Below are 11,667 nucleotides of genomic sequence, written 5' to 3' on the forward strand. Positions count from 1 at the left end.
CCAGAAAGGCTAGCGTCATGTTCCGCTTTGGCATGCCCTTCAATTTCCAGCGCTGGCTGGACCAACACGCCCACCTGCTGCGCCCGCCGGTGGGTAACCAGCAGGTCTGGCAGGATGCCGACACCATCGTTACCGTGGTCGGCGGCCCCAACCACCGTACCGACTTCCACGACGATCCGCTGGAAGAGTTCTTCTATCAGTTCAAGGGCAATGCCTGGCTGGCGATCATGGACCGCGGCAAGCCGGAGCGCGTGGACCTGCGCGAAGGCGATATCTTCCTGCTCCCCCCGCACCTGCGGCATTCGCCGCAGCGGCCGGAGCCTGACAGCCGCTGCCTGGTCATCGAGCGCCAGCGCCCGGAGGGCATGGTCGATGGCTTCGAATGGTATTGCCAGTCATGCGGCGGCCTGGTCCACCGCGTGGAGGTCCAGCTCAGGAGCATCGTGCAGGACCTGCCGCCGCTGTTCGAGCAGTTCTACGGCGACGAGAGCCGGCGCCGCTGCCCGCAATGCGGCACGGTGCACGCCGGCAAGGCGGCCCGGCTGGACGGAGGCGGGCAATGAGCGGCAGTCCTGTCGTCGATATCCACAGCCACTTCTTTCCGCCGATCACCCGCGCCGAGGCGGCTGCGCTGGATCCTGTTGCGGCCCCGTGGCTGCGTCCGGACGGGGCCGGCAACGGCATGATCATGACCGGCGATACGCCGTTCCGCCCGGTCTACTCCGCGCTGTGGGACCCGGCGCGGCGCATTGAGGAAATGGACCGCCACGGCGTCGATATCCAGCTGATGTGCGCCACGCCGGTGATGTTCGGCTACCACTACCCGGTGCAGACGGCCGTGCCCTGGTCGCAGCGCATGAATGACTACGCCATGGAGCTGTGCGCCTATCGGCCCGAGCGGCTCAGGGCACTGGCGCAGGTGCCGCTGCAAGACATCGACGCCGCCTGCCGCGAGGCGTCGCGTGCCAAAAGTATCGGGCATGTCGGCGTGCAGATCGGCAACCACATGGGCGAGCGCGACCTGGATGACGAAGGCCTGGTCACCTTCCTCACGCATTGCGCGCAGGAGTCGGTGCCGGTGCTGGTCCACCCGTGGGACATGATGGGCGCGCCGCGCATGAAGAAGTGGATGCTGCCGTGGCTGGTGTCGATGCCCGCCGAAACGCAGCTTGGCATCCTCTCGCTGATCCTTTCGGGCGCGTTCGAGCGGATTCCGCGATCGCTGCGGCTGTGCTTTGCACATGGCGGCGGCAGCTTTGCCTTCCTGCTGGGCCGGGTCGAGAACGCGTGGCGGCACCGCGATATCGTGCGCGAGGACTGCCCGAATCCGCCGTCGTCCTACGTCGACCGCTTCTATGTGGACTCGGCCGTGTTCGACCCGCGGGCGCTGAAGCTGCTGGTCGACACCATGGGCGAGGCGCGCGTCATGCTGGGGTCCGACTACCCCTATCCACTGGGCGAGCAGCAGGTGGGCGAACTGATCCGCCGGACCGAGCTGACCGCGCCGGCACGCCGGCGGCTGCTGGGCGGGAATGCCTGCGAATTCTTCGCACTGTAGGAAACCGGACGGCCCGGGCGGCGGAGCGCCCCGCAGAAGGCGCCCGCCCGTAAGGCCGTTCAGTTGGCCACCGTCGTTCCCGCGCAGGCGGGAACCCAGTGACTTCATCCCCGAAGGGGACGTGAAAGACGCTGGATTCCCGCCCGCGCGGGAATGACAGTAGCGTTTGCGTTTGATGCCTTAACTGAACGGCATTAGCGCACGCCAGGGCCTTGCACCGCGCCGCCATGCTACCCGGCGGCGCCACCATCAAGGAGGAGACCATGCATCATCAAGAAGGGGGCTTCGCGCGCATCGCCGCGCGCGAGCACGGACTGCACCGCACGCTGCGGCCGGCGCAACTGGCCATGATCGCCATCGGCGGCGCCATCGGCACCGGCCTGTTCATGGGCAGCGGCTTTGCCATCGGTTTTGCCGGGCCGAGCGTATTGCTCAGCTATGCGATCGGCGCCCTGATCACGCTGCTGCTGATGGGGTGCCTGGCGGAGATGACGGTGGCGCACCCCACCTCCGGCTCGTTCGGCGCCTATGCCGAGCACTACATCAGCCCGCTGGCGGGCTACCTGGTGCGCTATGCCTACTGGGCATCGATTGTGCTGGCGGTCGGCACGGAGGTCACCGCGGTGGCGCTCTACATGGGCTACTGGTTCCCGCAGGTGCCGGCCTGGTTCTGGATTGTCTCGTTCTCGGCCGCCCTGGTTGCCGTCAACCTGGTTGGCGTGGGGATATTCGGCAGCGTCGAGTACCTGTTCTCGCTGATCAAGATCGTGGCGATTGTCGGCTTTATCCTGGTCGGCGCCTGGGTCGTATATGGCGCGCCTGCCGGCGGCGGCGCCGGGCCCGGATTCCATCACTACACGGCGCATGGCGGCTTCTTTCCGAAGGGCGTGTGGGGCATGTGGGTGGCGGTCATTGTGTCGATCTTCAGTTACCTGAGCATCGAGATGATCGCCGTCGCCGCGGGCGAGGCACGCGACCCGGAGCGGGCCGTGGTGCGTGCCTTCCGTTCCACCATGGTCAGGCTGGGCCTGTTCTACCTGCTGACGCTCGCGCTGATGCTCGCCATCGTGCCGTGGACCGTGGCCGGCACGCAGAAGAGCCCCTTCGTCCAGGTCATGGAAGCCGTGCGCATTCCGGGCGCGGCCGGCCTTGTCAACTTCGTCGTGCTGGTGGCGGCGCTGTCGGCCATGAACAGCCAGCTCTATATCACCACGCGCATCATGTTCAGCCTGTCGCGCGCGGGGCAGGCGCCGGCGTCGCTGGGCCGGCTGAGCCGGCGCGGCATCCCGGCCAATGCGCTGCTGCTGTCCAGCATCGGCATTGCGCTGGCGACCGCGCTCAATGTGCTGTATCCCGCCAATGCCTTCCTGCTGATGATGTCAGTCTCGATGTTCGGTGCGCTGTTCACGTGGCTGATGATCTTTGTCACCCACTACTGCTTCCGCCGCCGCTGGCTGGCCGAGGGCAACCGCCCGCTGGCGTTCCGCATGCGCGGGTTTCCGTGGCTGACGTTGCTGGGCGCGGCGCTGATGCTCGCCATTCTGCTGACGACCCTGTTCACCGAGGCGTTCCGCATGACGCTGCTGACCGGCCTGCCGTTCCTGGCCGTGCTGACGGTGGCGTACTACGCGTGGTTCCGCCGCCGACGCGCGGCCGCCGGGCTGGCGAGCGAGTCGGCCTGAGGACCTGGCGCAGATTGGATGCGGCCCCGCAGCCCGGGAAGCCGGGCTGGCGGGGCCGCAGTGCTTTCCGGTTACGTGTATACACGGATAACAATATGTACTCATGTAAATAGAATTCGTACACCAAATAATGACAAGGAGAGCAGACATGCGAGGTGCCATCCCAGCGATTCCCGAGGGAAGCGCGCACGTCGGGGCCTTTGGCTGCGCCGCGGCCCTGCTGGCGGCCGCTGCGGCGGGCCCGGCGTGGGCGCAGGCGGGCGACAGCGTCCAGATCTACGGCTTCATCAAGGAAAACGTGGAGTCGATCCGGTTGTCGGGCAATGGGCGCTCGCAGTCGCTGAATCGTCTCTCCAATGATCTCTCGGTGCTTGGCTTCCGGGGCAGGGAGCAGCTTGGCGGCGGGCTGGAGGCCTTTTTCCAGATTGAGACCAATCTGCCCATGGACGGCACCGGCACGTCGCAGATTGCGGATCGCAACTCTGGCGTGGGGCTGCGCGGGCCATGGGGCGAGGTCTTGCTGGGGCAGTGGGAAATGCCTTTGCGCTACGTCTCGGTGTACGCGGTCGATCCGTTCACGGCGGGCATCTTCGCATCCAACTCGATCATGGGGAACGGCTTCGCCACGGCCGCCAACGGCGGGGCGCCCCAGTCATTCGACCGCCGCCAGAAGAATCTCGTGCAATACAGCACGCCAAACTGGGGTGGCGTGTCCGCGCGGCTGGCGCTGTCGATGCCGGAAGACCGCACCGCCACCACCAACCCGATCGCATGGTCAGGGCTGGTCAGCTACGCAAGCGGGAGCTGGTTCCTGGCGTGGGGTCATGAATATCACGGCGACTATTTTTACAGCGGCTCGCGCGACCACGCCGACCGTGTCGGCGTGACGTACGCTTTTGGCAGCACCAAACTGCGCGGCGCCTACGAACGGCTGCGCTACGAACCCGCCCCGGGCCAGTCGATGCACCGCGATGCCTGGCAGGTGGCCGCCACGCACGCCTTCGGCCCGCACGAACTGCGCGCTTCCTATACCAATGGCGGCAAGGCGCACGGCAACACCACGCAGGCCGTGGGCGGCATCGGCCTGCCTGGCACGGACTCGGGCGCGTGGCAGGTATCGCTGGGCTACGGCTATACGTTGTCGAAGCGGACCGAACTGTGGGCGTCGCTGACGCGGCTGGTCAACCATGCGACGGCGCGCTACAACCTGTCGGCCAATTCAGTGCCCGGGCTCAAGCCGGGCGACGCGGCCTCGGCCGTTGGCCTGGGCATCACGCACAAGTTCTGACCCCGGCTCAGCCGCGCGCCTGCGTGCGCTGGGCTTCAATCAGTTCCATCACATTGAGCGTCAGCCGTGTGGTATGGCTGCGCATGGCCAGGTAGGCCTGCTCGGGCTGCCCGGCCAGGATCGCTTCAACGATCTTCTGGTGTTCCCGGTGCGAGGTTTCAAACCGGCGCTCGACACCGGACTGCGCCGCGCGGAACGGCGACAGCCGGTCGCGCAGGCTCTCCACGGTCGCCACCAGCGTCTGGTTCTGCGTGCCCTGGCAGATCAGCTGGTGAAAGCGCGCGTTCAGGTCAAGGTAGGCTTCGACGTCGCCGCGCTCCGCCACCTGCTCGGCCTGCTCGTGCAGCAACTCCAGTTGCCGGCGCTGCATCGCGCTCATGCGTTGCGTGGCGATGCGGCAGCACAGCGACTCCAGCTCGCACAGCGCTTCCAGCATGTCGGACAGCTGTTCGGCACCCACGTTTGCCACCACGCCGCCGCGCCGCGGCACCAGCTCGATCAGCCCGCGCGCGTTCAGCAGGCGCAGGGCTTCGCGAACGGGCGTGCGCGACACCTGGAAGCGTTCGGCCAGCGAAGGTTCTTCCAGCTTCTCGCCCGGCAACAGGGTGCCCGCGATGATCTCGTCGGCCAGCGACTGGCTGATGCGGGAGGCAATGGTGGTGGTCACTAAAGAGTCCTTGTCTGAACGCCGGTGGCGATGGCCGCGGCATTGCGCAAATGATGCAGGCCCCGATTATACGCGTCGCCTTGGCAGTCACGAACATCTGGCCCTTGATGATGTTCATCACAATTATATTGAATACACATAGCATTAAGTGTATACACATAGGGGGCGACGGCAACACCATCGCCAGAACCAGATTTCAATCGAGGAGAACCTCCATGAGCAGCAAACTGCGTCACATCGCCCTGTCCGTGCCCGATCCCTGGGCCGCCGCCGAGTTCTACCAGAAGGCTTTCGGCTTCCGCAAAGTCGGCGAAACCGATTCCTCGCTCGCGCGCGGGGTGTACCTGACCGATGGCACCATGAGCATCGCGCTGCTGAACTACAAGAGCGACCACGCCGCCGGCGAAGACCGGGGCAAGGACTTTGTCGGGCTGCATCACATCGGCGTCTGGGTCGACGATATCGACGAGGCGCGCAAGACCGTGGAAGCCGCGGGCGGGCGCTACTACATGGGCGAAGTGCCGGTGAAGGGCAATATTTTCTACGAGGTGAAGTACCGCGACCCGCACGACATCATCATTGACCTGACCGACCACGGCTGGGGCGGCGCATCGAAGGAAGGCCAAGGCAACGATGGCGGCCCGGCACTGCGCAATCCGGACCTGAAGGCGGATCGCAGCGGCATCTGAGGGGGCGTTCAGTCAAGGTATCAAACGTTACCGTCATTCCCGCGCAGGCGGGAATCCAGCGTCTTTCACGTCCCCTTCGGGAATAAAGTCACTGGGTTCCCGCCTGCGCGGGAACGACAAGCACTAAACTGAACGGCGTCATCTGAGGGGGCGGTCAGGCGGCCACGGGATGGGCCGGGGTGCCCTGCCGAAACCACCCGTCGAGATTGCGCGCCAGCGCCTCATGCTGGGCGATGCGCGTCTCGGGCGAGCGGCCCGCGAGGTGCGGGGTCAGGATGACGTGGTCCATCGCGCGCATCGGCAGCGGCACCTCGGGTTCGGTTTCCAGCACGTCGAGCGCGGCACCCGCGATGTCGCCGCGCGCCAGCGCCTGCACCAGCGCTGCGGTATCCACCACACTGCCACGTGCCACGTTGACCAGCAGTCCACGCGGCCCAAGCGCGTGCAGCACCTGCGCGTTGACCAGATGATGCGTGCCGGGCCCACCCGGACAGGTCAGCGCCAGCACATCGGACGCGGCGGCCAGTGCGATCGCGGTCTCATACGGCGCATAGGCGCCGGCCGGCGCCGTGCGATGCCGCAGGTAGGCCACGCGCATGCCGACCGCCCCGGCCAGTTCAGCCAGCCGATGCCCGATATTCCCCAGTCCGACGATCCCAAGCGTCTTGCCGCGCAGCCCGGGGCGGGGTGCGCGCAGGCTTTCCCACCGGCCGGCCTTTACGCCACGGTCGAGCGCGGGGATGCCGCGAGCCAGCGCCAGCATCAGCGCCAGCGCGTGATCCGCCACCACCTGGCTATTGGTATCGGGGGCGTGACAGACACGCACATTGCGCGCGGCCGCTGCGCGCAAGTCGATGTTTTCGTAGCCGGCACCGAAGCTCGCCACCAGTTCCAGCGCAGGCAGCGCCGCCAGTTCCGCCGCGCTCAGGCCGGTCGAGCCGTTGGTGAGCACGGCACGCGCACCGGCGCGCGCCGCTTCGTCGGCCTCGGTCCACGGCAAGAAGCAATAGCGCCCAGCCATCTCCGCCAGCCAGTCCGCATCCAGCGGCAATCTTGTCAGGACCAGGGGGTGTTTGCCTTGCATGGCGGTAATCCTCCGTCGTTGTCGATGCTTATCAGTGGGTCACGTACGCTGCCTGCGAACAGTGTCGATCGAAATTATCATGAAGCCGTTGACGTGTATACACGATTAGAATAAAGTATCCACAGACGTCGCCGTGTAAACAGATGATCCAGACCATCCACGGCGCATTCAATGCATCGGCAAAACGAGGAGATCCCTGTGAACTGGCATGGCCTGGCAACTTATCAACTCGGCGGCGTCAAGCGCCCCGGCCTGGTGGTCAATGACACCCTGTATGACCTGGCGCTGCTCGCGAGCGCCTGTGGCCTGGATCCGGCCCGCGTGACTGGCGGCCTGGATGCGATGATTGCCGACTGGGCGGCCAGCGCACCGCTGATGGCAGTCATGGCGCAGCGCGCCCCGCAACTGGCCGCGGACGGCCGCCTGCCCGGCGTCGACGGTGCCGCCACCTACGCCATCCCTTACCAGCCGCGCCGCATTTTCGGCGTGGCCTCCAACTTCTACGAGCACGCCGATGAGATGGGCACCAGGCTCGCGGCGCGCAGCGAGAGCCAGCCGTACGCCTTCATGAAGGCAGAGACCAGCGTGATCGCAACCGGCGAAACCGTGCTGATGCCGCCGGAAACCGCCAGGCTGGACTGGGAGGTCGAGCTCGGCGTGGTGATCGGCAAGACCTGCCGCCACGTTTCGGTGGCGGACGCGCTGTCGGTCGTCGCCGGCTACACCGTTTTCAATGACATCAGTGCGCGCGACCTGAATCGCCGCACCGACTACCCCTTCACCCATGACTGGTTCCGCGGCAAGAGCTTCGACACCTTCGGGCCGATGGGGCCCTGGCTGGTGCCGGCCGGCTGCATCGCCGATCCGCAGAACCTGCGCATGACGCTGACTGTCAACGGCGAGTCGATGCAGGACGGCAATACCTCGCAGATGATCTTTTCGGTGGCAGAGCAAATCGCGTACCTGTCGCGCATCCTGACATTGCAGCCGGGGGACCTGATCGCCACCGGCACGCCCGACGGCGTCGGCATGGGCCGTGGCGTGTACCTCAAGCCAGGGGATACGATGGTGGCCTGGGTCGAAGGCATCGGCGCGATCGAGAACGCGGTCGCGCTGGAAAGCCTGTAGGCGCTAGCGCCACTTCACCCGCATTGCCACGGGGCCGGCGGCCCCGCCAGGAGACAGCCGTGAACGCCGCACCACATCAAACCGTTGCACCCATCCGCACCCGCAAGCTCGGGCACCTTGTCCTGCTGGTGCGCGACCTGGAAGCCTCGACGCGCTTCTACACCGAGGTCATGGGACTGAAGGTCTCGGACCGCATCGCCGACCAGATGGTTTTCCTGCGTGCCGGTGAAGACCACCACGACCTTGCCCTGTCGCGCCTGCCGGCCGACGCGGCGGACCGCGACGACCTGCCGCGCTACACGCGCCCGGGCCTGGAGCATTTCTCGTACTACGTGGAGTCGCTCGACGAGATGAAGCGCGCCGTGGAAGTGGCGCGCAGCCTTGGCGTGGTGATCGAACGCGGCATCGGCCAGCACGGCCCCGGCGGCAACTGGTTCCTGGTGTTCAAGGATCCGGACGGCAACAACGTCGAGATCTATACCGACATGGACCAGATTCCCGCCGGCGCCGCGCATGAGCCGCAGACCTGGGAGCGCAACCTGGAATCGTTCGACCGCCATCGCCTGGCGCACTTTGTCGTGCAGCCGCCGGCTGGCGTGCTGGCCGCGAAGGAAGGCAAGGCCGCGCCCGACGCCGGCCCCGGCGAGCCCGGCTGAGCGGAGGCGCCCAATGACTTCCATCCACGCCCGTGCGCCGTTCCCCGGCCTGAGCGAAGCCCAGCGCGCCGCCATGCTGGCGCTGGGGCGCGACTGGGCCCGGGATATCCAGGGCAACCGGCGCCAGGTCTGCGAAATCTATGATGCGGTCCATGCCGCGCGGCCCGCCGGCGGCATTCGCACCCTGTCCGCGCAAGCCTATGGCGACGATCCGCGCCAGCAGCTTGACCTGTACCTGCCGGCGCAGGCCAGGGCGGGCAGCGCGCTGCCGGTGGTGGTGTTCGTGCACGGCGGTGCCTTCCTGCGCGGCAGCAAGGACGCCACGCCGCATATCTATGCCAACGTGCCACGCCTGTTTGCGCGCGCAGGCTACCTCGGCGTGAACATGGAATACCGTCTCGCGCCGCAGTCGCCTTATCCGGGCGGGGCGGCGGACGTGGCCCTGGCCGTCGACTGGCTGCGCCGGCACGCCGGCGAACTGGGCGGCGACGCACGGCGCATCGTGCTGCTGGGCCATTCAGCCGGGGGCAGCCACGTTGCCAGCTACCTGACCGACCCCTTGTTCAGCGCACGCGCCGATGGCGTGGCCGCGGCAATCCTTGTCAGCGCCAGGCTCGAAGCGGATACGCTGCCCGACAACCCCAACGCGGCCGGCGTGGTGGCCTACTACGGCGCCGACCCCGCCGCGCAGCAGCGCCAAGCGCCCATGGCAAGCGCCGGGCGCATGGCCGTGCCGCTGATGGTTGCGTTCGCCGAGCATGAGAATCCGCACCTCGACCGGTACGCGCTGCAGTACGCCGAGCGCGTGGCCGGTGCGGGCAAGATGCCGCGCGTGGTGCAGGTGCCGCACCACAACCATACCTCGGTCGTGGCGCATCTTGGCAGCGCCGACGACGGGTTTGCCGCCGGGCTGCTCGACTTCGTCGCAACGCATACGCAACCGGAGGGAGCCGCTGCTCCCGTCCGCTAACCACCAGGAACCTTCCATGACACAAGAACCGCTACGCGGCGTGTTTGCGCCCGTGGTCAGCCCCTTCTGCGCCGATTTTTCGCTGAACCTGCCGGCTTTCGTCGCACACTGCAAGCAGCTGGTCGCCGATGGCGCGGGGCTGGCGATCTCCGGCACCAACAGCGAAGCCTGTTCGGAGACTTTTGAAGAGCGCATCGCGCTGGTTGACGCAGTCATTGGTGCCGGCATTCCGGCCAGCCGCATCCTGGTGGGTACCGGCTGCTGCGCCATCGACGATGCCGTGGCACTGACCCGCCACGCCATCGATCAGGGCTGCGCCGGCGTGCTGGTGCTGCCGCCGTTCTTCTTCAAGAACGCGCATGAAGACGGCGTGCTTGCCTACTACAGCCAGCTGATCGAGCGCGTGGACGATCCCGCCCTGCGCATCGTGCTGTACCACATTCCCGCGCTCTCGGGCGTGCCCATCACGCTGTCGCTGATCGAGCGGCTGGTGGCGGCCTACCCGGAACATATCGCCGGCGTGAAGGACAGCACCGGGGACTGGGACAACCTGGTTGCCATGCTGGAGCGCTTCCCGCAACTGTCGATCTTCCCCGCGTCGGAAGTGCTCATGCTCAGGAGCCTGGCGCTGGGCGCGGCCGGCTGCATCTCGGCGACCAACAACATCAATGCGCGCGACATCGCACTGGCCTATCGCTCGCCAGCCGAGGCCGCGCGGCTGCACGACAGCATCACCGCGGCGCGCAAGACTGCGGAGCAGTTCCCGATGGTCGCGGCGGTCAAGCACACACTGTCGCTGCTGACCGGCGACGCCGGCTGGCGCACCGTGCGTCCGCCACTGGTGCAGCTTGGCCCGGACGCCACCGGGCAGCTCGAGGCACGCATGCGCGCCGCGCTGCCGGCACTGGCGGAGCAAGCCGCATGAGCGTGATCCCGCGAGCCGCGGACCCGCCGCCCCTGGCGCGCTACAGCGTGTCTAGGCGGGCGGGCCAGCACGTTCATGTCAGCGGCATGAGTCCGCGCACGGCGCACGGATGTGCCGGCGTGCAAGTACAGGCCGATGGCACGCGCACCTATGACATGGCGGCGCAGACCGCCTGCGTGCTGGACAAGGTGGAGCGGGCGCTGGCCGAGCACGGCATGCGCTTGTCCGACTGCGTGACACTGACCTGCTACCTGGTCGATATGGCCGACTACGAGGCCTTCAACGCGGCCTATGCGCCATACTTCCCGGGCGCCATGCCGGCGCGCACCTGCGTGGCGGTGGCGGCGCTGCCGCATCCGGACATGCGGGTCGAGATCACCGCCACGGCGTGGGCGCAGGGAGACGCCGCATGACCAGTGCCTGCACCCACGACCAGCTCTTCCTGCAAGCACGCAGCCACAACGGCTGGCTGCCGGGCGAGATCGGCGACGACGTGCTGGAGCGCCTCTATGAGCTGGTGCGGCACGGGCCGACCAGCGCCAATACCTGCCCGATGCGCCTGGTGTTCGTGCGCTCGGCGCAGGCCAAGGCCAGGCTGGCCCCCGCGCTGGCGCCGGCCAACGTCGACAAGGTCATGGCCGCGCCGGTGACGGCGATCGTCGCCTACGACACCGCGTTCCACCGCCTGGGCGATACACTGTTCCCGCATCGCCCCGCGATGCACGACATGTTCGCGTCCGACGCGGCGCTGGCGCAAGAGACCGCGTTTCGCAACAGCTCCATGCAAGGCGGCTACCTGATCCTGGCTGCGCGCGCGCTGGGCCTGGACTGTGGCCCGCTGTCAGGCTTCGATGCGGATGCGGTCAACCAGGCGTTCTTTGCCGGCAGCACCTGGCGCGTCAACTTCCTTTGCAACCTGGGGCAAGGCGACCCCGGTCGGCTCTTTCCGCGGCTGCCACGGCTATCGTTCGCGCAAGCCTGCCGTATCGACTGACGCCATCCGAAAGCGTCGGCGCAGCA

At 67.2% G+C, this 11,667-nt stretch carries 13 protein-coding genes; 11 read left to right on the forward strand and 2 right to left on the reverse strand.

Annotated elements, in window-relative coordinates:
* Positions 1-17 precede the first annotated feature (17 nt).
* The 4 genes from ACREYQ_RS19310 to ACREYQ_RS19325 all read left to right on the forward strand — a co-directional run bounded on the left by ACREYQ_RS19310 (position 18) and on the right by ACREYQ_RS19325 (position 4,528).
* Positions 18-563, forward strand: a complete 546-nt coding sequence (locus ACREYQ_RS19310) for a 3-hydroxyanthranilate 3,4-dioxygenase (RefSeq protein ID WP_432261794.1) — start codon at positions 18-20, stop codon at positions 561-563.
* Positions 560-1,558, forward strand: a complete 999-nt coding sequence (locus tag ACREYQ_RS19315; RefSeq protein WP_432261795.1) for an amidohydrolase family protein — start codon at positions 560-562, stop codon at positions 1,556-1,558. The genes ACREYQ_RS19310 and ACREYQ_RS19315 overlap by 4 nt, the downstream gene beginning before the upstream one ends.
* Before the next feature lie 263 nt (positions 1,559-1,821).
* Positions 1,822-3,240 (forward strand): amino acid permease, encoded by a 1,419-nt coding sequence (locus ACREYQ_RS19320; protein ID WP_432261796.1) that lies wholly within the window; start codon positions 1,822-1,824, stop codon positions 3,238-3,240.
* A 148-nt stretch (positions 3,241-3,388) separates the two neighbouring features.
* A complete protein-coding gene (locus tag ACREYQ_RS19325) occupies positions 3,389-4,528 on the forward strand; it encodes a porin (RefSeq protein ID WP_432261797.1) in 1,140 nt (379 codons plus the stop codon).
* 7 nt (positions 4,529-4,535) lie between these two features.
* Here ACREYQ_RS19325 and ACREYQ_RS19330 read toward each other — a convergent pair whose 3' ends face one another.
* Positions 4,536-5,195 carry a GntR family transcriptional regulator gene (locus ACREYQ_RS19330; RefSeq protein WP_432261798.1) on the reverse strand — a complete coding sequence of 220 codons (660 nt, stop codon included), beginning with the start codon at positions 5,193-5,195 and terminating at the stop codon, positions 4,536-4,538.
* A 215-nt stretch (positions 5,196-5,410) separates the two neighbouring features.
* Between ACREYQ_RS19330 and ACREYQ_RS19335 the strand changes: the two genes are divergently transcribed.
* The gene (locus tag ACREYQ_RS19335; protein WP_432261799.1) at positions 5,411-5,884 is read left to right on the forward strand and encodes a VOC family protein; all 474 of its coding nucleotides are present in this window, start codon (positions 5,411-5,413) and stop codon (positions 5,882-5,884) included.
* A gap of 154 nt (positions 5,885-6,038) precedes the next feature.
* Here ACREYQ_RS19335 and ACREYQ_RS19340 read toward each other — a convergent pair whose 3' ends face one another.
* Positions 6,039-6,968: an NAD(P)-dependent oxidoreductase gene (locus tag ACREYQ_RS19340; protein ID WP_432261800.1), complete on the reverse strand. Its 930-nt coding sequence runs from the start codon at positions 6,966-6,968 to the stop codon at positions 6,039-6,041.
* A 198-nt stretch (positions 6,969-7,166) separates the two neighbouring features.
* Here ACREYQ_RS19340 and ACREYQ_RS19345 point away from each other — a divergent pair, with 198 nt between their 5' ends.
* Genes ACREYQ_RS19345 through ACREYQ_RS19370 form a run of 6 tightly spaced genes read left to right on the forward strand, consistent with a single transcriptional unit; the run spans position 7,167 to position 11,641 of the window.
* Complete coding sequence (locus tag ACREYQ_RS19345; RefSeq protein WP_432261801.1) at positions 7,167-8,096, forward strand: fumarylacetoacetate hydrolase family protein; 930 nt, start codon at positions 7,167-7,169, stop codon at positions 8,094-8,096.
* Positions 8,097-8,155: 59 nt separating this feature from the next.
* The gene (locus ACREYQ_RS19350) at positions 8,156-8,752 is read left to right on the forward strand and encodes a VOC family protein (protein WP_432261802.1); all 597 of its coding nucleotides are present in this window, start codon (positions 8,156-8,158) and stop codon (positions 8,750-8,752) included.
* Between the two features lie 13 nt (positions 8,753-8,765).
* Positions 8,766-9,722, forward strand: a complete 957-nt coding sequence (locus ACREYQ_RS19355; protein WP_432261803.1) for an alpha/beta hydrolase — start codon at positions 8,766-8,768, stop codon at positions 9,720-9,722.
* 16 nt (positions 9,723-9,738) lie between these two features.
* Complete coding sequence (locus ACREYQ_RS19360) at positions 9,739-10,647, forward strand: dihydrodipicolinate synthase family protein (protein ID WP_432261804.1); 909 nt, start codon at positions 9,739-9,741, stop codon at positions 10,645-10,647.
* Positions 10,644-11,060 (forward strand): RidA family protein, encoded by a 417-nt coding sequence (locus tag ACREYQ_RS19365; RefSeq protein ID WP_432261805.1) that lies wholly within the window; start codon positions 10,644-10,646, stop codon positions 11,058-11,060. Before ACREYQ_RS19360 ends, ACREYQ_RS19365 begins: the two co-directional genes overlap by 4 nt.
* Entirely contained in the window at positions 11,057-11,641 is a 585-nt protein-coding gene (locus ACREYQ_RS19370) for a malonic semialdehyde reductase (protein WP_432261806.1), read from the forward strand. The genes ACREYQ_RS19365 and ACREYQ_RS19370 overlap by 4 nt, the downstream gene beginning before the upstream one ends.
* The last annotated feature ends 26 nt before the right edge of the window (positions 11,642-11,667 follow it).

It is taken from the genome of Cupriavidus sp. TMH.W2, from assembly GCF_050847365.1.
In the GTDB taxonomy this organism is placed as follows: domain Bacteria; phylum Pseudomonadota; class Gammaproteobacteria; order Burkholderiales; family Burkholderiaceae; genus Cupriavidus.

Bases quoted from the DNA above. Each gene is read 5' to 3' on its own strand.
- ACREYQ_RS19370 (WP_432261806.1), top strand. From the start codon at position 11,057: ATGACCAGTGCCTGCACCCACGACCAGCTCTTCCTGCAAGCACGCAGC.
- ACREYQ_RS19355 (WP_432261803.1), top strand. From the start codon at position 8,766: ATGACTTCCATCCACGCCCGTGCGCCGTTCCCCGGCCTGAGCGAAGCC.
- ACREYQ_RS19360 (WP_432261804.1), top strand. From the start codon at position 9,739: ATGACACAAGAACCGCTACGCGGCGTGTTTGCGCCCGTGGTCAGCCCC.
- ACREYQ_RS19310 (WP_432261794.1), top strand. From the start codon at position 18: ATGTTCCGCTTTGGCATGCCCTTCAATTTCCAGCGCTGGCTGGACCAA.
- ACREYQ_RS19335 (WP_432261799.1), top strand. From the start codon at position 5,411: ATGAGCAGCAAACTGCGTCACATCGCCCTGTCCGTGCCCGATCCCTGG.
- ACREYQ_RS19315 (WP_432261795.1), top strand. From the start codon at position 560: ATGAGCGGCAGTCCTGTCGTCGATATCCACAGCCACTTCTTTCCGCCG.
- ACREYQ_RS19340 (WP_432261800.1), bottom strand. From the start codon at position 6,968: ATGCAAGGCAAACACCCCCTGGTCCTGACAAGATTGCCGCTGGATGCG.
- ACREYQ_RS19325 (WP_432261797.1), top strand. From the start codon at position 3,389: ATGCGAGGTGCCATCCCAGCGATTCCCGAGGGAAGCGCGCACGTCGGG.
- ACREYQ_RS19365 (WP_432261805.1), top strand. From the start codon at position 10,644: ATGAGCGTGATCCCGCGAGCCGCGGACCCGCCGCCCCTGGCGCGCTAC.
- ACREYQ_RS19320 (WP_432261796.1), top strand. From the start codon at position 1,822: ATGCATCATCAAGAAGGGGGCTTCGCGCGCATCGCCGCGCGCGAGCAC.